Source organism: Brevibacterium sp. XM4083 (assembly GCF_006489205.2).
Taxonomy (GTDB): domain Bacteria; phylum Actinomycetota; class Actinomycetes; order Actinomycetales; family Brevibacteriaceae; genus Brevibacterium.
Genome location: NZ_VFYR02000003.1, coordinates 337,586 through 359,297, shown reverse-complemented (window position 1 = coordinate 359,297; position 21,712 = coordinate 337,586). Strand labels below are relative to the sequence as shown.

The window sequence follows — 21,712 nt, the reverse complement described above, 5'->3', positions numbered from 1 at the left end:
TCAGCGGAAACCGAAGGCCTCGTGCGAGAAATCCGTGGTGAGAGGCGCGCGCGGACGCGCGATTACCTGGACAAGGCAGAAACGGTGGATATGCTGGGAAGGAGTTCTGAGGTGCGACGCCCTCCCGGGCGCCGCACCGTCAGCCCGAAGCGGGGAAGGTGCGGGGATGCATCGGGTTCACTCGTGGGGCTGTCGGCCTTCCGCGAAGCACTACGCCCGTCGGAATGCCGAACAGTTCCATTGAACAATGAAAATGTTGTCGTGGCAACAAATGTTGAGAAGAGTTCATCTCCGCTACCATCTCCACCTCACAAGCAGGATTGTTGGTTACCTGCAAGTGGGATTGCCGATTCGCCATCACAGTGCCGTGCCCGAATGTCTGCAGGAGTCGATATGTCGCTTCCCGTCCGTTCCGCCTCTCTGACGCTCATCTCCGCCCCTGCGGCGGCGTCTTGCGCGCATCATCCGGCGAATCCCGGACCCGGGCGCGACAGACCCTCGAGCTGTCTGCGCGCAGGGGAAGTGAGGGGCCAGGATGACTGAGACGACGCCCGTGAGCACCATCCTCAGGAAGATCGCTCCGATCCAGATCGCCGCATGGCGCCTCATGATGGAGAAGCATCAGGACTTCATCGTGCGATTCTCCGCCGACTTCCGTGACCGCCACGACCTCACCGTCAACGAATTCGACGCGCTCATCAACACTCCGCCGGACGAGCAGATCCGCCAGCGCGATCTGCTTCAGCTCATGGTGCTCAGTCGCAGCGCGCTCAGCCGTCTCCTCCGTCGACTCGAGGCCCGCAGTCTCGTCACCCAGACCCCGGATCCCGAGGATCAGCGCGGGGTGCTCGTCGAGCTCACCGAGAAGGGCGTCGCTCTCCGCGACGAGGCGGCGCAGACGAACGCTGCGATCATCCTCGACGGCTTCTCCGGGCTCTCCGATGCCGAAGCCGATCAGCTCTTCGGGCTCGTCAGCAAACTCAAGCCGCTCAAACCGCTGGCGGCTGCTCCGGAGTGAGCCGGCGCCTCGGCGTGAGCGAGCGCCTCGGCGCCTCACCCACACCGCGCCGCGGCGAGGTGAGATATCCCGCGCCTCAGGAGGCGTCGAACGGGTGGTTGCCGTCGCCCATGTCCGGGTCGGGCAGCTTCGACTCGGGGTCGAAGAGCCCGACCTCGAGTCCGTCGAGGGTGAGCCGGCGCATCGCCTCGAGCACCATGCGACGACCCACGTCGGTGAACGCGTCGACCCGGCTGACGTCGAAGACCACGGCGCCCGACGGTGCGGCCGTGTCGTCGAGTTCGTAGAGGATCGCCTCGGCGCCGCTGAAGTTCACGGTGCCCTGGAGGTCGACGGTCGTCGTGTCCCCGGCCGTGCGGATCTCGCGCAGCGCCCGCGACCCCGTCGTCTCGACCTCCATGAGATGGAAGCCCATGTCCTTGGACATCCGGCTGAAGAGTTCGACGCCGCGCACACTGTTGCCGTGCTCGTCGAGCCGCGGGGAGAACGCGCCGAGCCCGACCTGGCCGGGCAGTGCGCCGAGGAGGCCACCGGCGACCCCGCTCTTCGCGGGGATCCCGACATCGCTGAACCACGAACCCGCCGCGTCGTACATGCCCGCCGCCGCCATCGCCGACAGCGTCTGCCGGGCCACAGGCTTCGCGATCACCCGTTCCCCGGTGACCGGTTGGACTCCGCCGGTGGCCAGGGTCGCGGCCATCGTCGCGATGTCGGAGACCGTGACGAGGATCGAGCACTGCGCCGTGTAGCCCTCGACCGCCTCGTGGGCGTCGTCCTCGATGATCCCGTAGTTGTGGAGCATGTGCGCGATCGAGAGGTTCCGGTCGGCGGTCTCGAGCTCCGATTCGTAGATCTCCTCGTCGATGCGCAGCTGCCGGCCGGCCAGCGTCGAGAAGAACGCGAGGGCCCGCGCGACCCGCTGGTCCCGGCTCGCCCCCTCACCGACGAGGAGGCTGTGGGCGGTGATCGCGCCGGCGTTGATCATCGCGTTCTTCGGCCGGTAGGTGCCCGTCTCGAGGGAGAGCTCGTTGAACGCCTCACCGGAGGGTTCGATGTCGATGCGACCGTCGACGAAGGCCGTTCCCCGGTCGGTCAGCGCCGCCGCGTAGGCGAAGGGCTTCGACATCGACTGGATGGTGAATTCGACGTCGCTGTCGCCGGCGGCGTACGTGCGCCCCTCGACCGTCGTCAGGGCGACGGCCAGGCGGTCGGGATCGGCGGCGGCGAGTCCGGGGATGTAGTCCGCGACGGCGCCACGGTCGTCGTCGCGCAGGTCGTCGAGGATCTCGTTGAGGTAGTCGGGAATGGGAGTGCGCATGGGTCTGCCTCTCTGCGATTTCGGCCCGGCGGGCCGCCTCTGGACGCAACCTTACATGTGTGGGATTGTTGAGATCGCAACGACTTCGACGCCTTATCCCGCGCCGAGGCGGGACCCGGTCGCGCACGACGTGCCCCCTGGTGGCACCATAGAGGCAACCTCGGTCGGGTCGACCGCCTCGGCGGGGGAGGATCTGTCGGAGCAGGCAGGAGTGGAGGTGTCCATGAGCAACGTCGAGACCCGCCCGGACCAGGTGGTCTGCCGGTCAGGGGGCTTGCCGGGTCCGCAGTGCGATCAGCAGGGTCGGGCTCCTGTCGAGATCATCACCGCCCGCGACGTTCCGCTCGGCGGACCGCGCGCGATGACCGTCCGCCGCACGCTGCCGCAGCGGCAGCGCTCCCTCATCGGACCGTGGTGTTTCATCGACCACTACGGCCCCGAGGATGTCGCCCCCTCCGGTGGGATGGACGTCGCGCCGCACCCGCACACCGGTCTGCAGACCGTGAGCTGGCTCTTCGAGGGCGCCATTCAGCACATCGACTCCGGCGGCAATGCCGGGCTCGTCCTGCCCGGCGAGGTCAACCTCATGACCGCCGGACGCGGGATCTGCCATTCCGAGGTCTCGACGGAGGACACGACGACCCTCCACGGCGTCCAGCTGTGGCTGGCGCTGCCCGACTCCTCCCGGAACCAGAAGGAGCGCGAGTTCGAGCACTACGCCCCGCAGGCCAGAGCGTTCGACGGTGGGGAGTTCCTCGTCTTCCTCGGGGAGCTGTGGGGCGAGTCGTCCCCGGTGACGACCCATTCGCCCCTCCTCGGCGCGGAGATCCGGCTCGACCCCGGGGCAAGCGTCGGTCTGCCGGTCAACCCCGACTTCGAGCACGGCCTCCTCGTCGACGCCGGCGACGTCGCGCTTGAGAACGTCGCCCTTCCGGTCGCCGCGATCGGCTACACCGGGGTCGGGCTGAATGAGCTGCGCATCGCCAACCGCGGTGAGACCCCGGCCCGCCTCGTCCTCCTCGGCGGGGAGCCGTTCACCGAGGAGATCGTCATGTGGTGGAACTTCGTGGGCCGCACCCATGAGGAGATCGTCGAATACCGGCAGGAGTGGCAGGACCATTCGGACCGCTTCGGCGTCGTCGAAGGCTACGTCGGTCGCGGCGGGCCCGGCCGCAATGCCGAGGGCCTCGGCAGGCTGCCCGCCCCCGATCTTCCCGAGACCCCGATCCCCGCCCGGAAGAACCCGCCGCCGAAGGTTCAGGGCGGGGAGGACGAGACCTACGAGGAGACGCAGTTCTGAACTGAGGGGCTCACCGCCCACCCCCTCCCGACCCCCGGCTCCAGGCCACGACCCCCGACCACCCACCCCGCACCACCGACACAAGGAGAAGAACGATGAACGATGCACTCAAGGACTCCACCGGAGAAGACGTCACCGTCGAACTCGACGAGGCGGGTCTCGCCTACGACATCAAGGTCGCTGACGGGGAGGTCGCCGGTCGGGCGCACTACCTCGTGGGAGCGAAGGACGCCAATGAGCGGATCTTCTATCACACGACCGTCGACTCGAAGTTCGGCGGCCGCGGCCTGTCGAAGATCCTCGTCAACGAGGCGCTCAAGGACGCCCGGGAGAAGGGCGAGACCGTCGTCGCGATCTGCCCGCTCTTCGTCAAGAAGCTGCAGGAGTCCGGCGATGAGTACATCGCCGAGGGCGGCAAGCTCCGCAACCCCACGGGCGCGGACTTCGATCAGGTCAAGCAAGAGGCCTGAGCGCAGCGGAATGCACGCGAACAGACCCTTCATCGACAAGGCCAATCCCGAGATCTACAAGGCTGCGGTCACCGCCGCGCAGACGACCCGGAAGGCGGCGGTGGCTGCGGGCCTCGACGTCGCGCTCATCGAGCTCGTCAACTCCCGTGTGTCACAGATGAACAGGTGCCACACGTGCCTGAGCATCCACGTGCCCGCCGCGCGGAAGGCCGGGGTCGACCAGCTCAAACTCGACATCCTCTCCGCGTGGCGGCATGCGGAGATCTTCAGCGATGTCGAACGGTCGGCCCTGCTCCTTGCGGAGTCGCTGACGGACCTGTCCGTCCCGGTCGACCATGAAGCGGTCGCCGCCGAGGTGGGGCAGCACCTGAGCACGGAGCAGATCTCAGCGATCGAATGGGTCGTCACGCTCATCAACGCGTTCAACCGCATCTCGATCGCGAGCAACCATCCCACCGTCGGGGGCAAGCAGCTCGCGGCGATGCTCGCCGCCGGGGGCGGGGCGCCGCCGAGCTCCGGCGGTAGTGCGGCGGCGTCCGGCGGCGGTTCGACCAGCGGCGGTTCCGCGGGGACGAGGGCTGCGGAAGGCTGAGCTGCGCAGGGCTGACGCGCCCAGCCATTGAGACCGCCGGGGCACCGGCGGTCGCCTCCAGGCACACTGATTGTCGCACCTCGGCCCACTGCCGGCCGAGGTGCGACCGATCTGCGCCGACCTGAGGAAAGTCACACGAGAATGCCAGCCGAACCGACACCGCCGTCGACCACCGAGCCCGCGACCGCCTCGGCGCCGGCGACTCTGCCCGCACGCTTACGGCTCATCGGACCGGGGATCGTGCTCGCCCTCGCGAGCGTCGGGGCCTCGGACATGATCACGACGATGAACTCCGGGGCCGAGTACGGGCTGGCCCTCATCTGGGTCTTCACGGTCGGGATCGCCCTGAAGTTCGTCCTCTCCGAGGCGGTGTCGCGGCTGCAGATGAGCGGTGACCGGTCGCTGCTCTCCCACCTCACCCGGTTCGGGGGACGACTGTTCCCCGCGCTCTTCCTCATCGCCGAACTCCTCGTCGGACTCTTCTTCGGCGCCGGCGTCGTCGCCGTGAGCGCGAACATCCTCCAGGCGATCTTCCCCGTCCTGCCGTTCTGGCCGACGGCGATCGTCGTCCTCCTCTCCGCGGCGGTCCTCGTCGGGATCGGCCGCTACGGCATCGTCGAGAAGGCGATGATGGGCTTCGGCATCATCATGTTCTTCGGGATCATCGCCCTCGCGTTCTCGGTCTATCAGGGTCAGGGTGCTCAGGAGGTCGCGGCGGAGACGATCGTGCCGGTCTTCCCGCAGACCTCGATCATCACGGTGATGTCGCTCATCGGCGGGGTCGGCGGGGCGACGGGGATCCTCGCGTACTCGTTCTGGATCCGGGAGAAGTCGTGGCGCAGCGCCGACTGGAAGCCCGTCGTCCGCCTCGACCTGCTCATCAGCTACGGTCTCGTGTTCGTCTTCGCCGTCGCGATGAGCGCGGTGGGCGCGTTCATCCTCTACGGTCAGGGCTTCACGATCGCCGACAACGACGCCCTCTTCGCGATCGCCGACAGTCTCATCGCCTCGATCGGCGACGTCGGGCGGCTGATCTTCCTGCTCAGCTTCCTCGCCGTCGTCTACACGAGCGTGCTCGGCGGGTTCTCCGGCATCGCCTACGTCACCGCCGACTGCATCCGCGTGCTCCGCCGCTACCCGCACCAGGACGAGGCGCGGTTCGAGATGTCGGCGACGTCGATCGAGTTCCGCGTCGTCCTCGTCTACCTCAGCGTCGCGACGCTCATCATCATGGGTCTCGGCAGGCCCGTCACCCTCGTCCTCGTCTACGCCGCGATCAGCGCGTTCATCCTCCCCGTGCTCGCACTCGCCCTCCTCGTCATCCTCAACCGCTCCTCGGTGCCGGTGTCCCTGCGCAACAGCTGGTGGTCGAATGTGCTGCTGGCCGTGTGCTTCGGCCTCTTCGGGTTCCTCGCCGTCCTCCAGGTCATCGAGTCCGTGTCGGGGTTCGTGGGGTAGGGCGGTGCGGTTCCGCTTCCCCAGCTGACCGCGCCGAGGCGGGGGTTTCCTGAGAACCTGACCGCGCCGAGGTGGGGCTCCGTCCCGTCATCCGCCGAGGTGGTGCGCATTGGCGTCGGAACGGCGAGAATCGCCTTATGGCTGTCAGCGCTGAAGAGCAGATGATGATCGACACCGTTGCGAAGTTCATCGACGACGACGTCAGACCGCACGTCAACCGGGTCGAGCACGCCGATGAATATCCCGAGGCGTGGATCCAGACGATGAAGGACATGGGCATCTTCGGGCTCGCGATCGCTGAGCCGTGGGGTGCGGGGAAGGTCTCGACGGAGGCGTACGCGCTCATCACCCAGGAGCTCGCGCGGGGGTGGATGTCGCTGGCCGGGGCGATGGGTGGTCACACCGTCGTCGCGAAACTCATCGCCGACTTCGGCACCAACGCGCAGAAGGAGACCTACCTGCCGCGGATGGCGACGGGAGAGTTGCGTGCGACGATGGCGCTGACCGAACCCGGTGGCGGCTCCGACCTCCAGGCGATCCGGACGACGGCGGTGCGCGATGGGGACGACTACGTCATCTCGGGATCGAAGACGTGGATCACCAACGCCCGCCGGTCCGACCTCATCGCGCTCCTGTGCAAGACCGATTCTCACGCCGAGCCACGGCATGCCGGAATCTCGATCATCCTCGTCGAGAAGGGCGAGGGCTTCACGATTTCGAGGGATTTGTCGAAGCTCGGATACAAGGGCGTAGAGACGTGCGAGCTTCTCTTCGACGGTCTGCGTCAGCCGCGCTCGCAGCTGCTCGGCGACACCGAGGGTCTCGGTTTCAAGCAGATGATGAAGGGGCTCGAGATCGGGCGCATCCAGGTGGCGTCGCGGTCGCTCGGGGTCGCGCAGGCCGCGCTCGATGACGCCGTGAAGTACGCCCAGGAGCGGGAGTCGATGGGCAAGCCGATCTGGCGGCATCAGGCGGTGGGCAATCGGCTCGCGGAGATGGCGACGAAGCTCGAGGCCGCTCGCCAGCTCGTCCTTCACGCCGCACGAACCTTCGACGCTGGGGCGCGGGTCGACATGGAGGCGGGAATGGCGAAGCACTTCGCCTCGGAGATGGCCGCCGAGGTGGCCCTTGACGCGATCCGCGTCCACGGTGGATACGGGTACTCGACCGAGTTTGACGTCGAACGTTACTACCGGGATGCGCCGCTGATGATCGTCGGCGAGGGGACGAACGAGATCCAGTTGGGTGTCATCGCCAAGCAGCTCATCGAACGAAACCGGGTGTGACGATGGATCTTCAGGAGTGGGTCGGACGGACGAAGACCGGGGAAGATGTCGCCTCGGTTGAGCGGGCTCGGAGGCTGACTGTGCTGCTCGGGGGTGAGGCCGCGGACGAGCCTACGGCGCTGTTCCCGCTCGGGCACTGGCTCCAGTTCCCCGAGGACGATGTGCCGATGAGCGAGCTCGGCGGCGACGGCCATGCATTGCTCGGTGGTTTCATGCCGCCGGTGGGACTGCCGCGGCGGATGTGGGCAGGCAGCGCGCTTGAGTTCCACAGCCCGATCCGCCCCGGCCAGGCGCTGGCGCGGACGTCCACGATCGAATCGGTGACGGAGAAGGCCGGACGCAGCGGGCCACTGTGCTTCGTCGTCGTTCGGCACGACATCAGTGCAGACGGCACGCTTGCCACCGTTGACCGGCACACGATCGTCTACCGGGAAGCGACCGAACCTCGGGCAGGAACGCCCGACGGGGGACACCGCGGCGCGGGGTCGGCGGCTGCGGCGCCGCGGTCGGACACGCCGGCACCGGAGGGATGGGACTGGGTTCGAACGGTGCGCCCCGATGAGGTCATGCTCTTCCGGTACTCGGCGCTGACGTTCAACTCGCACCGCATCCACTACGACCACCCCTATGTCACCGAAGTGGAGGGCTACCCGGGACTCATCGTTCACGGCCCTCTCACGGCGACGTTCCTCCTCGACGCGTTTCTCCGGATTCATCCGAACACTGAGGTGACGGGGTATGCGTTCACGGCGAAGGCGCCGGTGTTCGTCAACGAGCAGATCCATCTCGTCGGACGGAAAGCGGAGGAGGGACGGTACGAGCTCGAAGCCGTGGGCCCGTGCGGAGTGACGGTGATGACTGCAGGGGCGACGACGGAGGAGTGACGGTGATGGATCAGAAGGTGGGCGCTATCACCGACAGCCAAGTACTACGAAACTGATCTCTGAAGCGCTGCGCTGAGGTCACAATGGTGGGCCAACTTCCGGGCAAGCGAGATCAGATGGCATCTGTCCGTGCAGCAGCTGCGAGGAAGTTCAAGCCGGAGGCTAAATCGGCTCGTATTTCGTGCCGAACTACTTGTTGTCTTTTCAACCCCTCGCAGTCGCGGTTTTGAACTCTTCGTACTTAGTCTCTAGCAATTCCCGTTTAGGGCGGTCTCGGCGATGCGCCGGGACTTTCATCAGGCGCCGCCCGTGGAGTTCTTGGAGACCGTGCCTAAGCATCGGGCCGTCGACTTCTTTGAGTAAATCGTGCCTGATCTCGACAACACTGTCTGGGCGAATGCCGAGGAAGTTGTGATCGAATGCTGCGTGATGAATTTTGCACATCGCTAAACCGTTGGTCACTGCCGCGATTCCTCCCTCGTCTCGGTCAGGAACAATGTGCGCCGCGTCGAGCAAGCCCGGGTGGCCGAGATTGCAAATGGTGCAGCGGTTCTCGTAGGCAGATAGGACGATGGACCTAAAAGCAGGTTGATGTACCCGCACCTTGGCCAGTCGTTGGAGATAGCGACGGGTGACTTCTTCATGTACAGAGGATTCAAGTTCAAAGGCGGCAACAGCATCTTCGGCAGCAGTGAATGCGAACTGTTGCTGTCGGGGCTCCTCTGCGACGATGTAGACCGGAGCGATGACTTGATACCTAGCTGGCTCCATGGCGACACCGAGGAACCAAATAAGCGGCAAACGGAGCTTCATCGCCTCCCGGAGTCCGACGTTCTCAGGGTGATTGGGATCAGTTCCGCGCCATTTGTACCGGAATAGGCCGTCATCTCCGGTCTTATCCTCATAAGGAGGCGGATCGCCTGGCTTAGTGTAGGCGGTGCGGAACGACAACGCGGCCTGGTATCCACTTGGTTTCCAGATTCCTTGCATCGGAGCCTGGAGCCTGACAGGCTCACCCGCGAAGTGAAAGTCAAGAATGTCTTCTCGCGTTAATGGTTCGAGGCCGCCGTCTGAGCGTAGCTGGAGCCAATCGATTGCGGCCTGTCGGAGTCCTGAGGGTTCAGCATTTGGCACGACGGGTCCTCTTACGCTTATCTTCCGGGTGGGCAGTCACAGATACCAGTGAGTCGACTATCGGTCGATCTGCCAAGGCCCAGTCCAAAGTGATGAGTTGGTCTGGGGTGCACCATTGCATCGAATCATGGTCGGTGCTCGTAACCGGAAGATCCGCCACCTCTACTCGGTAGCAAGCGAGGTCGATGTGTTTGCCGTTGCTTGCGGTAGTCGCGCGCTCGACCAGACTAAGTACCTGAACGTCATACAATTCGAGCTCTTCGGCCAATTCGCGTTTGAGTGCCTGTTCAGGAGATTCTTCACTCTCAACTTTTCCGCCCGGAAATTCCCACTTGCTGCCCTCGGCCTTCTCGGGCCGGCGGCGGCAGGCAAGAATCTTGCCGTCCCGCTCGATTACCGCTCCCACAACTCTGAGCATCTCAACCATGACCTCATGCTATGCCAGAAGGCGGGAATCAACGTTGCTCGAGTGGCAAATACTATCCAATCACCCAAAGATTCTCTTGCGAGAGGTATCGGGAACTTTATGGCGTGTACCGAGGAAGCTGAACCTTCCGGACTTATCAGCTCCGCAGCTCAAGTGCCCCCCACGCGAATGTCGCCACCCAGTGCGACGACATGTACTCATCGGAGACGGCAGCCTCAAGCCCGGGTGCCATGAGCGCATCGACACGGGTCAGCATGCCTTTGGCCAGGGAGTCGAGGTCGGCCCTGTCGTGTCGTTGGGCGATCTCCTCGAGCTGTGGGGCGAGGCGCATGATCGATGCCGCGACCGACAGCCCCAAGCCATAGAGGTGGCTCTGCTGGCCGTCGGTGGGGTCGAGCACCTCGACCGGTGAGAGTGCAGGCGACTCGGGGGACAGCTCCGAGAGGAACGCCGGCAGCCACACGGCGAGCTCATCCTCGGTGAGGATCTCCGACATCAGGTCGGCCTCGCACAGTCCGGGCGAGAGGAAGTCCTGACCGCTGCGCTCCTGACGGAAGTTCCATGCCTCGTCCTGGGCATAGAAGCGTCGCGCCGCACCCGCGATGACATTGACGACGTCCCGACGGCCCTCTGCGCGAGCGCTGAGGAGGATCCGACGCAGACCGAACGCAGTGTTGGAATGCACCCCGTGCCGAACAGGCTCCGGAACCTTCGGCAGCCACGCGACCACGAGATCGAACACCGTGTCCGCGAGAACTTGCGCGCCCTCGGCTAATTCGCGCAACTGCGGGTCCGAGCTGGTCCGCAGCGCCTCGACGAGTTCGACCGCCCACGCCCATCCGTACGGCCGTTCCCACCCCGGATGGTCGCGCAGGAACGCGGCCCCCGCAGTGAGTTTCACGGCACTGAGGTGCAGCTGCAGCAGCTCGATCGCCTCGTCGCGCCACGGCGCGTCCTGCGCCGCCTCGGTGTCGAGGAGCTTCACGAGCAGATTGTGCATGTGAACGCTCGAGTGCCAGTCGAACGAGTTCGCAAACGCCGGGTGCTTCTCACTCGCAGGCACGATGTCGGCGAGACTGCTCGCCACGTGATGCGCCGCGTACGGATAGTCTTGCGTGATGTTCGTCAGCGCGACCTGCGCGAACGGATGAACGAAATCGGCGGGTGCGGTCATGCGTGAGTCCTCTTCGGCTGGGGTAATCCAACAGTAGTCGAGTGCAGTCGGATGATCCGACCAGACCGGCAAGCGTCGTTGACGTGAAACAGCCCCTCCGCCGAGGCGGTCGGACGTAAGCTGGTCTCCAACGGTTCGACCGCCCACCGAGAGGACGCTGCCATGACGACTTCGACCGCAGGGTGCCCTGCAATCCAGGCCGTGTCCCTCCTCGAGGTTCGGGCATGACTGCCGGCAAGGGTGGCGTCGATACGGAGGCTCACAAAGCCGCCGGGGGCAGCTGGCTCACCGTCATCATCGCCTTCGCGGCGAACCTCGCCGTCGCTATCGCGAAGACGATCGCCGCGGGCATGACCGGGTCGGCAGCCCTCGTCGCCGAGGCGGCCCACTCCTGGGCTGATGCCGGCAACGAAGTGTTCCTCCTCATCGCCGAACGCAAATCCTCCCGCCCCGCCGACGCCAGACATCCCCTCGGCTTCGGACGCGAGGCCTACGTTTGGTCGATGTTCGCGGCGTTCGGCATCTTCACGGTCGGCTCCGCCGTCTCGATCTGGCACGGATTCCAATCGTTGTTCTCCCACGAATCCAACGACAGCAACTACCTCGTCGGGTACATCGTGCTCGCGATCTCGTTCGTCCTCGAAGGATTCTCCTTCCTGCAGTCGGTGCGTCAGGCCAGGGGCCGGGCGGCGGAGCTGCGGCAGCCGGTCCTCCGCTACGTGCTCAAGGGCTCGAACCCGACACTGCGGGCCGTCTTCGCCGAGGATGCCGCGGCTCTCATCGGACTCGTCATCGCGTTCCTCGCCATGTTCCTCCACCAGATCACCGGCATCGCCGCCTTCGACGCGATCGGATCGATCCTCGTCGGCATCCTCCTCGGCATCGTCGCGATCGTCCTCATCGACCGCAACCGCCGCTACCTCGTCGGCGAGAACGTCACTCCGCGCATCCGCGACATGATCCTCCGCGCCCTCCTCGAGGACAAGGACATCGTCGAGGTCACCTACCTCCACGTCGAATTCGTCGGCTCGGGCAAGGTCTACGTCGTCGCCGCCGTCGACCTCGTCGGCGATGCGAAGGAGAGCCAGCTCGCGGTGCGCCTGCGCACCGTCGAACGCCACCTCGAGGAAAACCCCATGGTCCAGGAAGTCGTCCTCACCCCGTCGGCTCCCGGGGAGAAGCCGCTCGTGCCGCTGGTGGATGCGGGATTCTGACCTCAGTTTGTGACGAACCCGAACTTCCGTGCGCCTGCTGACGCAACGGGCCCAATCGTTCTCCCTGACGTGAGGACGGAATCTGTCATGTACTGATGTAGTCTCATTAATGAGCTGGAGCGCTAGCCGGATACTGTCGTCAAGGCTTCGGTCACGGTGCTGATGCCTGCGTGACAGCGACCAAGGCGGTCGTCCGTTTGCCCTCCCACATTGAAGAACCAGACTGCGTCACCTCGACGCCGTTGCGTTCTGACTCTGAAACATTAGACGTCCAAGCAGTGCTGGGTATCGAAATGAACGTGGGCGGCGAGCAGTTTGGACATCGCCGTGTTGTGGATTTGCACTTCAGAGAGACCGCCGAATGAATACCTGAGATCCAAAGCCTGTCTGTCGATGTTGGTCGTCTTCAGATTGTGTTGAACGCCTCGTCAGGAGGCGGCGGCAATGTCTTGAGGACTCGACCCAGTGCTCTTGCATAGTCTTCTTTGACCAGGTCATAGTGGGCCCAGGTGTCGACCATGGACACTTCGGGGAACCCGCGAATTCGTTCAATGGTGTCCAGTACTTCAGCGGAAGAGCCTCCGACCGCAGTCGCGACGAAGTCGTACGCACCGTGTGATCGAGCTGCGAACTCGATCGTCTGTGACTCGAGGACGAACTCACGAACTCTCTCGTCACGTCCACGCAGAACAATGCCCAATCCAGTGGCAAAGCGTCCCGGGGACAGTCCTCCGGATTTGACCGCAGCAATCCTGATCGCTCCAGAATCGACGAGGCGTCGTACCCTCGTCCGGACGGCGGACGGCGATAAACGAATGGCGTCCGCGAGCGTCCGATAGCTTGCCCTTCCGTCCTGCTGAAGCTCTGCAATGAGGTCGTGATCCAGTGCATCGAGCCTGATCGGCTTCAACTCGCGCGCAACGAAGAATCCGCGAAGCACATCGACATAGGTAGTGACTCTGATGTCCCGGACTCCCGAGATTGAGCGCACCTGATCCAATGTCGATAGCAATTCACGGCTGTTTGCATGCCGTGACTCGAACACCAGAGGCCTGTCCCCGCTGGTGACCGAGACGAATACAGCATTGGGCAAGTCGGCGACTTGATCAGCCATTGCGCGGACGGGTCCCTCGACACGTGCCATGCAGTGAGTGAGAACGTGATGGCCTACAGCACTTGGGTCAAGAGCGGCCACTATTCGCAGTCCTTCGCGCTTCCGCAGCACCTGCAGGCGCTCCGCAACCACATGCCGGGAAACTCCCTGCTCGCGGGCGAGCTCAAGCACGCTCTTCCGTCCATCCCGTTGCAGGGCGCGTATGAGATGGGCGTCGAGTTCAGAATGCTCAGACTGCGGCAAATGACCTCCATAACGTTCCTGGTAGAGCGAAATTAGCACAGATAGGCGGAGGTCGTGGAATGAATAGCGACAGAACAGCTGGAAACGTCCGTATTTGACCAATGAAGTGTCGGTGACAGTTGAAGGCGGCGGTCCTACACTCATGCCAAGTCCGTGATCGGGAAAACATGAAACGGGCCCGTCCGAGCAAAGGAGCTCACAATGACCAGCTCAACTCATTCGCCTACCGCACCGGAACGGTCCCATAGGCGTGCGCTGCGAGCAGGCTTCGCTGCCTCAGTCGGTACGACTATCGAGTGGTATGACTTCTATGTCTATGCCACGGCGGCGGCGATCGTGTTTCCCCAGGTCTTCTTCCCTGAGGTCGACCGAACGCTGGGCACACTCGCGTCTTTCGGTACCTATGCGGTGGCCTTCTTCGTGCGTCCGCTCGGGGGCATCATCTTCGGTCACATCGGTGATCGACTCGGTCGCAAACCTGCGCTCACGATCACGTTGATGCTCATGGGAGTTGCGACCGTTCTCGTCGGATGCCTGCCGGGCTATGCCACTCTTGGTGCAACGGCAGCGGTTCTCCTCATCCTCCTTCGCATCGTGCAGGGACTCGCCGTCGGCGGTGAATGGGGAGGCGCGAGCCTCATGGCTGTCGAGAGCGCGCCAGAGAAGTTCAAGACCTTCTATGGCGGTTTCACGCAGTTGGGCAACCCTCTTGGCGCGCTCCTCTCGTCGGGGGCTTTTTGGGCGCTGTCATTGATGGGTGAAGAGGCGCTCTTCAGCTGGGGCTGGCGGATACCGTTCCTCGCCAGCATCATCCTCATCGGCGTGGGGATCTGGGTTCGGCTGCGTGTCGAAGAAACTCCAGTCTTCGAAGAGTCCGGCTCGTCCCAATCAACCCCCATCCTCTACGCACTGCGATTCAACTGGTATCCGATCCTGCTGGGATTCGGCATGGTGGCTATTGCATCCGGCGGCTACTACCTCGCCACCACTTACGTGCAGAGCTATGCCACCAGTCCAGATGTCGGTCTTGCGGCTTCGATCATTCTGGGTGCGATGACAGTGGCGTCGTTCCTGGAAGCGGTCGTGACTCTGCCATTGGCCTGGCTCGGTGACAAATGGGGCTCGAAAATGCTCATGTACCTCGGTGTCGGACTGTCATTCCTCTGTGCGATTCCGTTGGTCCTCGTCATCGAGGGGCATAATGTGCTGCTCATCTACATCCTCGTCTCGGCGATACGGGTGACTATGAGTGCGACCTGGGCACCCTTGTCGGCCCTGATGTCTCAGATGTACCGGCCGCAGGCGCGCTATACCTCCATGTCGCTCGCCTATGGAGTCGGGGCCGCGGTGTGGGGAGGACTGTCCCCCATCGCGGCCACAACTCTCCAAGCAGCGACGGGAACCGTGTGGTCAGTCATAGGTCTGTTCGCCTTCCTTTCCATCGTCGCCTGGGTATCGACGGCATTGGCTCCGCAGCACAAAGACGACGTACCGGTGACGCACTGAACTCACGATCTGAGCAGCAATCGCTCATCCTCAGAAACCATCTGGTCCGATGTCGAAATCAATCAAAAGCATTAGCAGTCCAAGGAGATCACATGCGCAAACTTGCCACGTTTGACGATCGCGATTCCGATCCAACGGTCATCACCGCGGATTTGATTCGTACCGTCGACGACGACACCCCGAATGCCACAGCGATGCTCATCGAAGGAGGAAAAATCCTCGCAATCGGTTCTCCCGCAGACGTCGAGGACGCTGCCGCTGAGATGCAACTTGACCCTGTGAGAATTGATCGTCGAGGCGCCACGATTGTTCCTGGCTTCGTGGATCCGCACGCGCATCCGCTCATGTTTGGGCAGATGCTCACATGGGTCGACGTTTCTCCTGAGAAAGCCGCCTCGATACCGGATATCGTCACTAGGCTCAAAGTCGGCGCTGAAAGTCTTCCTCCCGGGACTCCAATTCGCGGATACGGGTACGAACAGCGAAACCTGGTGGAACGACGCCACCCAACTCGGTACGAGCTCGATGAGGTTTCAAGAGACCGTGAAGTCTACGTCATGAATGCATCGGGCCACGGTGGTGTTGTCAACACGTTCACGCTCGAGAAGTTCGGGATTACGAAGGACACCCCGAATCCGGACGGCGGTGAATTCTTTCGCGACGCGGACGGGGAACTGACGGGTGAGCTCTCGGACGCCGCGAGCAACGTGCTCACCGGACTCGGCGGCGTGAAAATCGGGCATCACGGACCCAATTTCCACCTCGGAGACGAGCCTGCTGAACATCAGCGTCAACTCGATATCGTCCAGCAGAAGTTCCTCGCTGGAGGGGTCACGGCCATCGGCGACGCTCAAGTCTCCAAGCGCGAATTCGCGGCATACCTCGGCATGGTTGACCGCGGCGAACTCAAGGTTCGCGTGTCAATGTACTTTCTCTCGCATCTACTGGACCAGGTGCTCGACCTCGGGCTCACCGGACCTTTCGGCAATGCCTTCCTCTCGGCAGCGGGAATCAAACTCTATGCTGACGGCACTCTCGGTGGATGGACTGCCTATTTCCCTGAAGGATATGTCGGGGATCCATGCCGTACCGGACAGCTCTATCATTCTGTCGACGAATACTCTGGCCTCGTGCGCCGAGCCCACGCGGCCGGCCTCCAGACGGCGACCCACGCTCAATCCCCAGTGGCGATTCGAATAGTGGTCGACGCCATCGAAGCGGCGATGATCGAGCGGCCGGATCCCGACTCCCGCCACCGGATCGAACATTGCGGATTGCCGGACACGGTCGAAATCACCCGCATGGCAGAGCTCGGAATTCGACCTGTCAACCAACCGCAGCATTACTTCAATTGGGGTGAAGGAGTAGAGCAGGCAATTGGCACACCCGGAGAGCGATTCAATCCGCTTGGCGAATTTGTCCACGCGGGAGTGCCGGTGACACTCTCCTCGGACGCGCCGGTGGCGGAGCCACGACCACTCGAAGCGATCCAGACCGCAGTTACTCGCATGACCAGCCGCGGACACAAGCTCGGACCGGATTCTCTACGTATTTCTGCCGAAGATGCACTTCGGGCCCACACTCTTGAAGGGGCTAAGACGCTTGGCCGTGAGAATGAGTTCGGCTCTCTCGCAGTAGGGAAGCGCGCAGACTTCACGGTGCTGGGAGACGATCCGATCACCAGTGCTGTCGAGGATATCGCGTCGATTCCCGTGATCGAGACCTGGGTTGATGGTCGACGCTGCTATTCAACGGCTGCTGCGAAATCTGCACGACCGGTAGGCGTCCGAGAATGATCGTTGGCGCAGGTTGGTCAGACGCATCAGGGACCGGGCCCATCTTCGGACGCGAGGCAAAAGCGACAGCGTGCGCGTGGGTAGATGACCATCTGGGGGAGCTTCTCGACTGGCATGCGCATATTTGGAATCTCGCAGAGCCGGCTTGGCGTGAATACGAGTCGCAGGCTTGGTATGTGTCCAAGCTGCGAGCAGAAGGTTTCGAGGTTGAGAGCGGCTCCGGCGGAATGCCGACTGCATTCTTCGCTCGGTGGACGAACTGCAGCGACACCGGATTGTTCATTCCAACCCTGCTCACGTATGCCGAATACGATGCAGTTCCCGGCAACTGTCAGGCCGATGCAACGATGGAAACACCGCGAAGCGGGCTGAATCGCTTTGCGCCTGGTCACACCGATCCGCATTCGGCCTTGGGTATTTCCACACTCGCAGGTCTGCTCGCGACGAAGAACGCGATGGAGATCCACAACATTCCAGGGACACTGCTCTATACCGGGGAGCCTGCAGAGAAGATGCACGGGTCCAAGGTCGTTCACGGTCTCCGCGGCTACTACGACGCGGCTGACGCCATCGTGTCATTCCATCCGTTCTATATGCTGCCGCTGTGCAACACGGCTCGGTGGGACACCCAGTGCGGGGCCTACTACAGCAAGGTGTACTCATTCCTCTGCGACAGTCCCGAGACCTGGCAGCTCAGCAGCGCTGATCCTCACTCGCCGATTCCAGCGTCCCACTCAGCTGCTCGAGCCCCGGGAGCGAATCTCTCGCTGACGACCATGTACACGATGTCCCGGTCGATGCTCGATTCGATGCTGCCGGCATCCGGTGGTTGGAGCTTCTCTGACGCAATTCTGCCGGATGGCCAGGCCACGGCAGATAATCTTCCTCACCGAGTTGCCCGAGTCCAATTCTCGTGGAGGACGCCGGACATCGAGATGGCCGAGCACATTCTCAAGGTCCTCGATCGCAACGCACAGGCGGCCGCTCTCGCGGGTCATTGCACCGTGGAAGAGCGGTGGGTCGCTCGCAGCCGTCCAGGACGGACGAACCACGTCCTTGCGCAGGCGCTGTACGACAACCTAGTGGAAGTGGGACCGCCGACGTACGGATCCGAAGCGGTCGAGATTGCGCGCGCAATGCAGCGCTCTCTCGGCGTCGAGGCGGCTGAGCATCCCTTCATTGCGGAATCGGAGCGTCTGATCGAACCACAGGAAGCCGAGCGGCAGCTTCGCAATCAGATGCCGGCGTGGCAGACGAACTGGACGAGCGATGACTATGTCGAGATGAGCCACTACGCGCCGCTCGTGCGATTCTATGTCTCCCGGCCGGCACTGGCATCTCTGCCAAATGTGTCAGCATACCCAGCGTGGGTGATGAATGCCCTCGGAGGCATTCGGGAAACCATCTCACCAACGATCGTCACTGCGGGGAAGACCATTGCCGGAACGTTCCTTGATCTGCTGACGAAGCCGGAGATACTTGCCAGGGCGAAGGCCGAGTTCGAGTCGCGGGCAGCGTCTGAACCGATGCCGGCACTGCTGCCAGCCGATTTCGAGGCACCGTTCGATTTGCCCTGGCCAGACTATCGATTCGACAGATTCAATGGAGAACGACGTTGGTGAGCGCCCCTCACCCGTCGAAGAGATCCCGGATGTCCTCCGCGGTGATCTCCCGGCTGAACGCCTGCCCGTCGCGGCCGGAAGCCCCCGACGCCGACCCATCCGACGCCCCCGACCCTGACCGGGAACCCGACCCGGACAGCGTCTCGCCGCTCGCAGGGCCCTCACTCATCAGTGAGTCGAAGAGCTCCGCCTTCTTCCGCTGCAGACCGAGCACCTTCTCCTCGATCGTGCCCTCGGTGACATAGCGGTAGACGATGACGTGCTTCGTCTGCCCGATCCGATGCGCACGGTCGATCGCCTGATTCTCCGCCGCCGGATTCCACCACGGATCCATGAGGAAGACGTAGTCCGCCTCGGTGAGGGTGAGACCGAACCCGCCGGCCTTGAGACTGATGAGGAACACCGGCGCCGTCCCCGACCGGAACGCTTCGACGACCTCGGCGCGATTGCGGGTCGACCCATCGAGCATGAGGGAGGGGACACCGCGACGATCGAGCTCCTCGGCGACGTGATCGAGGAACGACGTGAACTGACTGAAGACGATCGACCGGTGCCCTTCGGCGACCACCTCGTCGAGGTGGTCGAGGAGCGCAGTGAGCTTGCTCGAGGGCACCTCGGCGTGCTCGGCGTCGACGATGCGCGGATCGAGCGCGAGCATCCGCAGCAGGGTCAGCGACCGGAAGACGATGAACCGCTGCCGGTCGTAGTCGGATTCGATGAAGCCGAGGATCTTCTTCCGCTCCTTCTGCAGGATCCGATCGTAGAGCTTCCGGTGCGCGGCCGAGAGTTCGACGGTGATGACCTGCTCCTGCTTCTCCGGCAGATCGGCGGCGACGAGATCCTTCGTCCGACGCATCATGAACGGCCGGATCCGGCGCTGCAGACGCTGCATCCGCCCCGGATTCTCCCCGCCTTCGATCGGCCGCACGTACTCCTCCTCGAACCGGTGCGGCGAGGGGAAGAGACCGGGTGCGGTGATCGAGAGCAGCGACCAGACGTCGCGCAGCGAGTTCTCCAACGGCGTGCCCGTGAGCGCGAGGCGGAACGGTGCGCGCACCGCCTTCGCCGCCTGGTGGACCTGCGAGGACGCGTTCTTGACGAACTGCGCCTCATCGAGGATGAGCCCCGCCCAGTCCAGGCCGGCGATCTCGTCGTCGTCGAGACGGAGGATCGCGTACGAGACGACGATGACATCGGCACCGGCGGCCACCTCGGCGACGGACGTGCCCCGCTTCTTCGTCGACTCACTGACGACGCGGACATCGAGATCAGGGGTGTGCTGTCCGGCCTCCTGAGCCCAGACCGGGACCACCGAGGTGGGGGCGACGACGAGGAACGGCGGCTCCCTGCCGGCGGCCTGACGACGTGCATGGGCGATGAGCGCGAGCGTCTGCAGGGTCTTGCCGAGCCCCATGTCGTCGGCGAGGATCCCGCCGAGGCGGCACCGGTGCAGCAGCGCGAGCCAGCGGAACCCCTGCACCTGGTACGGCCGAAGGGTGACGCCGTCGAGGTGCGGCACCGGGGTGGCGGGAAGCCGGTCGAGCTCGGTGAGGGCCTGCGCGGACTCCCGCCAGGTCACGGCGGGTTCGGCCTCGTCGGCGAGGTCCTCGAACTCCGACCACAGACCGACGTGGAGGCGGCTGATCTTCGGGGCGCCCGGTTCCCATTCGGGGATGAGCTCCGCCTCGGCGAGGAGGGCCTTGATGCGGTCGAAGACGGGTCGATCGAGGGTGAGGAAGGTGTCGTCGACGACCTTGATCTTCTTCACCCCCTTCGCGAGCGCGGTGAAGAGCTTCGCGAAGGGGATCGGCTTGCCGCCCACGGTGATCTGGAAGCCGAGGTCGAACCAGTCGTTCTTCTCCGACTCGACCGAGGTGATCTTCACGCTCGGATCGCCCCCGAGCTCACGGTACGGCTGCCTCCTGCCGCGGGTGATGACCGTGACGTGATCGATCTCCTCGAGGCCGGGGAGGATGTTCGCGACGAAATCCGCGGTGTCGGCGTCGTCGAGGTCGATATCGGTCGGGGTGGTGGGGAACTCGGCCCCAGGGTCGGACAGGGCGAACCGGGCGAGGTGGGTGCTCACCTCGGCGAGGACCGCGGCTTCGTGCTCGTGGTCCCGACGCTCGTCGCCGAGGCGGTTCTCGCCGAGGCGGTCGACCGGCCGGACCGGGAGCCTGCGACGCGGCCCGGAGTACTCCCAGTACCAGCGCACGCTCAGCCGGTCCGCGGTCCCGAAGGTGAGGAAGAGAACGAGACGCGGGTCCCTGAAGTGCGGAAACGTCACAGAATCATCGGAGCTGACGACCTGCGCGGAGGTGCGCAGCAGCGGGTAGTACTCCGCGAAGAACTCCTCGGCCTCGGCCGCGGGAATCGTGATCGGGCCGGGGGCGGAGAAGACCGGCAGCGCCGAGGTGGTCGTCGGCACCGCCGCCGGCGCAAGGGTGACGGTGAAACCGGTGCGGGTGTCGACACCGAAGAATCCGTGCGTCCAGATCGGCTTCGCCAACCCCGGCGCGAATTCGCGCTCATCGATCGTCACCTGCGGTTGGACGCGGAGACGACCGGGCACCCGGGCGACGTCGATGAGGGCGGTGGCACTCCGCCCGATGCGGACGTCCATGCCCTGGTTGACACCGACGAACGCGATCCCGAGCTCGGCCCCGTGGGTGAAGATGTCCCAGATCAGCGGGGTGTGGAAATCGCCGAGGTGGTACGGTGCACCGTCGGGCGTGAAATCGGTCTTGTCGCGGGTGCGCAGGCCCGCGAGCTGGGAGAACCACTCCTGATGGCGCGGGTCGACCCCGAACTGCGTGGTCATCCGGTCGATCGTGCGCCACGTCAGCGACGTCTTCACCCAGTTCCCGGATTCGCTGAGGACGAGCGGACGGATCGCCAGGGTCGGGTTCGCCCGCGGGCTCACGGCATTGCGCGTCAGGAGCACCGTGCGCTGCGGTTCGTACCATGTGCGGGGCACGACCTCGATGAGCTCGAAGCCCAGGGCCACGGGCGTGTGCTCCTGCGGCGTCACCTCGGCGAAGGAAGCGAACGTCGTGCGCCAATCGGTGTGGGAGCTCTCAGACCGCCGAGGCTGCGGCGAGGTCGGACGATCGGTAGGCACGAGCCCATCCTCTCACCCCGTCCTGACACGGGGCC

Annotated in this window: 18 protein-coding genes and 1 pseudogene; 12 read left to right on the top strand and 7 right to left on the bottom strand. The window is 64.1% G+C overall.

Annotated features, from left to right (window positions below):
• Positions 1-535 precede the first annotated feature (535 nt).
• On the top strand, positions 536-1,018 hold the full coding sequence (locus FJ887_RS10905; RefSeq protein WP_137826939.1) for a MarR family winged helix-turn-helix transcriptional regulator: 483 nt from the start codon (positions 536-538) through the stop codon (positions 1,016-1,018).
• A 76-nt stretch (positions 1,019-1,094) separates the two neighbouring features.
• Here FJ887_RS10905 and FJ887_RS10900 read toward each other — a convergent pair whose 3' ends face one another.
• Positions 1,095-2,336, bottom strand: coding sequence for a glutaminase (locus FJ887_RS10900; protein WP_137826938.1), 1,242 nt, complete (start codon positions 2,334-2,336; stop codon positions 1,095-1,097).
• Between the two features lie 223 nt (positions 2,337-2,559).
• Here FJ887_RS10900 and FJ887_RS10895 point away from each other — a divergent pair, with 223 nt between their 5' ends.
• The 6 genes from FJ887_RS10895 to FJ887_RS10870 all read left to right on the top strand — a co-directional run bounded on the left by FJ887_RS10895 (position 2,560) and on the right by FJ887_RS10870 (position 8,326).
• Complete coding sequence (locus FJ887_RS10895; protein ID WP_140955386.1) at positions 2,560-3,636, top strand: pirin family protein; 1,077 nt, start codon at positions 2,560-2,562, stop codon at positions 3,634-3,636.
• 95 nt (positions 3,637-3,731) lie between these two features.
• Positions 3,732-4,106: a GNAT family N-acetyltransferase gene (locus FJ887_RS10890; protein ID WP_137826614.1), complete on the top strand. Its 375-nt coding sequence runs from the start codon at positions 3,732-3,734 to the stop codon at positions 4,104-4,106.
• A 10-nt stretch (positions 4,107-4,116) separates the two neighbouring features.
• Positions 4,117-4,698, top strand: coding sequence for a carboxymuconolactone decarboxylase family protein (locus FJ887_RS10885; protein WP_137826613.1), 582 nt, complete (start codon positions 4,117-4,119; stop codon positions 4,696-4,698).
• A 141-nt stretch (positions 4,699-4,839) separates the two neighbouring features.
• Positions 4,840-6,156, top strand: a complete 1,317-nt coding sequence (locus FJ887_RS10880) for an Nramp family divalent metal transporter (protein ID WP_137826612.1) — start codon at positions 4,840-4,842, stop codon at positions 6,154-6,156.
• A 137-nt stretch (positions 6,157-6,293) separates the two neighbouring features.
• Complete coding sequence (locus FJ887_RS10875) at positions 6,294-7,442, top strand: acyl-CoA dehydrogenase family protein (protein ID WP_137826611.1); 1,149 nt, start codon at positions 6,294-6,296, stop codon at positions 7,440-7,442.
• Between the two features lie 2 nt (positions 7,443-7,444).
• Entirely contained in the window at positions 7,445-8,326 is an 882-nt protein-coding gene (locus tag FJ887_RS10870) for an HTD2 family dehydratase (RefSeq protein ID WP_137826610.1), read from the top strand.
• Positions 8,327-8,530: 204 nt separating this feature from the next.
• On the opposite strand, the gene FJ887_RS18545 is transcribed toward FJ887_RS10870, so the two are convergent.
• From FJ887_RS18545 to FJ887_RS10855, 3 genes are all read right to left on the bottom strand, one after another.
• The gene (locus tag FJ887_RS18545; protein ID WP_249356884.1) at positions 8,531-9,460 is read right to left on the bottom strand and encodes an HNH endonuclease; all 930 of its coding nucleotides are present in this window, start codon (positions 9,458-9,460) and stop codon (positions 8,531-8,533) included.
• On the bottom strand, positions 9,447-9,887 hold the full coding sequence (locus FJ887_RS10860) for a (deoxy)nucleoside triphosphate pyrophosphohydrolase (RefSeq protein ID WP_137826609.1): 441 nt from the start codon (positions 9,885-9,887) through the stop codon (positions 9,447-9,449). Before FJ887_RS10860 ends, FJ887_RS18545 begins: the two co-directional genes overlap by 14 nt.
• Before the next feature lie 136 nt (positions 9,888-10,023).
• Positions 10,024-11,061, bottom strand: a complete 1,038-nt coding sequence (locus FJ887_RS10855; protein ID WP_137826608.1) for a DUF2891 family protein — start codon at positions 11,059-11,061, stop codon at positions 10,024-10,026.
• A 224-nt stretch (positions 11,062-11,285) separates the two neighbouring features.
• Here FJ887_RS10855 and FJ887_RS10850 point away from each other — a divergent pair, with 224 nt between their 5' ends.
• Both FJ887_RS10850 and FJ887_RS10845 read left to right on the top strand, forming a co-directional pair.
• The gene (locus FJ887_RS10850) at positions 11,286-12,275 is read left to right on the top strand and encodes a cation diffusion facilitator family transporter (protein WP_137826607.1); all 990 of its coding nucleotides are present in this window, start codon (positions 11,286-11,288) and stop codon (positions 12,273-12,275) included.
• Positions 12,276-12,445: 170 nt separating this feature from the next.
• Complete coding sequence (locus tag FJ887_RS10845) at positions 12,446-12,640, top strand: hypothetical protein (RefSeq protein ID WP_137826606.1); 195 nt, start codon at positions 12,446-12,448, stop codon at positions 12,638-12,640.
• A gap of 41 nt (positions 12,641-12,681) precedes the next feature.
• Here the strand turns inward: FJ887_RS10845 and FJ887_RS10840 are convergent, their stop codons facing one another.
• Complete coding sequence (locus tag FJ887_RS10840; protein WP_249356885.1) at positions 12,682-13,389, bottom strand: Lrp/AsnC family transcriptional regulator; 708 nt, start codon at positions 13,387-13,389, stop codon at positions 12,682-12,684.
• A 156-nt stretch (positions 13,390-13,545) separates the two neighbouring features.
• A pseudogene (locus FJ887_RS10835) lies at positions 13,546-13,776 on the bottom strand (Lrp/AsnC family transcriptional regulator); the annotation flags it as partial.
• Between the two features lie 57 nt (positions 13,777-13,833).
• Here FJ887_RS10835 and FJ887_RS10830 point away from each other — a divergent pair.
• The 3 genes from FJ887_RS10830 to FJ887_RS10820 all read left to right on the top strand — a co-directional run bounded on the left by FJ887_RS10830 (position 13,834) and on the right by FJ887_RS10820 (position 18,556).
• The gene (locus FJ887_RS10830; RefSeq protein WP_137826604.1) at positions 13,834-15,138 is read left to right on the top strand and encodes an MFS transporter; all 1,305 of its coding nucleotides are present in this window, start codon (positions 13,834-13,836) and stop codon (positions 15,136-15,138) included.
• A gap of 92 nt (positions 15,139-15,230) precedes the next feature.
• Positions 15,231-16,934 carry an amidohydrolase gene (locus tag FJ887_RS10825; RefSeq protein ID WP_137826603.1) on the top strand — a complete coding sequence of 568 codons (1,704 nt, stop codon included), beginning with the start codon at positions 15,231-15,233 and terminating at the stop codon, positions 16,932-16,934.
• A complete protein-coding gene (locus FJ887_RS10820) occupies positions 16,931-18,556 on the top strand; it encodes a zinc-binding metallopeptidase family protein (protein WP_137826602.1) in 1,626 nt (541 codons plus the stop codon). Before FJ887_RS10825 ends, FJ887_RS10820 begins: the two co-directional genes overlap by 4 nt.
• 7 nt (positions 18,557-18,563) lie before the next feature.
• On the opposite strand, the gene FJ887_RS10815 is transcribed toward FJ887_RS10820, so the two are convergent.
• A complete protein-coding gene (locus FJ887_RS10815; RefSeq protein WP_137826601.1) occupies positions 18,564-21,677 on the bottom strand; it encodes a DEAD/DEAH box helicase in 3,114 nt (1,037 codons plus the stop codon).
• Positions 21,678-21,712: the final 35 nt, after the last annotated feature.

What these genes read in the sequence shown, in the direction of transcription:
- FJ887_RS10905 (WP_137826939.1), top strand. Translation starts at nt 536, where the DNA reads ATGACTGAGACGACGCCCGTGAGCACCATCCTCAGGAAGATCGCTCCG.
- FJ887_RS10900 (WP_137826938.1), bottom strand. Translation starts at nt 2,336, where the DNA reads ATGCGCACTCCCATTCCCGACTACCTCAACGAGATCCTCGACGACCTG.
- FJ887_RS10895 (WP_140955386.1), top strand. Translation starts at nt 2,560, where the DNA reads ATGAGCAACGTCGAGACCCGCCCGGACCAGGTGGTCTGCCGGTCAGGG.
- FJ887_RS10890 (WP_137826614.1), top strand. Translation starts at nt 3,732, where the DNA reads ATGAACGATGCACTCAAGGACTCCACCGGAGAAGACGTCACCGTCGAA.
- FJ887_RS10885 (WP_137826613.1), top strand. Translation starts at nt 4,117, where the DNA reads ATGCACGCGAACAGACCCTTCATCGACAAGGCCAATCCCGAGATCTAC.
- FJ887_RS10880 (WP_137826612.1), top strand. Translation starts at nt 4,840, where the DNA reads ATGCCAGCCGAACCGACACCGCCGTCGACCACCGAGCCCGCGACCGCC.
- FJ887_RS10875 (WP_137826611.1), top strand. Translation starts at nt 6,294, where the DNA reads ATGGCTGTCAGCGCTGAAGAGCAGATGATGATCGACACCGTTGCGAAG.
- FJ887_RS10870 (WP_137826610.1), top strand. Translation starts at nt 7,445, where the DNA reads ATGGATCTTCAGGAGTGGGTCGGACGGACGAAGACCGGGGAAGATGTC.
- FJ887_RS10860 (WP_137826609.1), bottom strand. Translation starts at nt 9,887, where the DNA reads ATGGTTGAGATGCTCAGAGTTGTGGGAGCGGTAATCGAGCGGGACGGC.
- FJ887_RS10855 (WP_137826608.1), bottom strand. Translation starts at nt 11,061, where the DNA reads ATGACCGCACCCGCCGATTTCGTTCATCCGTTCGCGCAGGTCGCGCTG.
- FJ887_RS10850 (WP_137826607.1), top strand. Translation starts at nt 11,286, where the DNA reads ATGACTGCCGGCAAGGGTGGCGTCGATACGGAGGCTCACAAAGCCGCC.
- FJ887_RS10840 (WP_249356885.1), bottom strand. Translation starts at nt 13,389, where the DNA reads ATGGCTGATCAAGTCGCCGACTTGCCCAATGCTGTATTCGTCTCGGTC.
- FJ887_RS10830 (WP_137826604.1), top strand. Translation starts at nt 13,834, where the DNA reads ATGACCAGCTCAACTCATTCGCCTACCGCACCGGAACGGTCCCATAGG.
- FJ887_RS10825 (WP_137826603.1), top strand. Translation starts at nt 15,231, where the DNA reads ATGCGCAAACTTGCCACGTTTGACGATCGCGATTCCGATCCAACGGTC.
- FJ887_RS10820 (WP_137826602.1), top strand. Translation starts at nt 16,931, where the DNA reads ATGATCGTTGGCGCAGGTTGGTCAGACGCATCAGGGACCGGGCCCATC.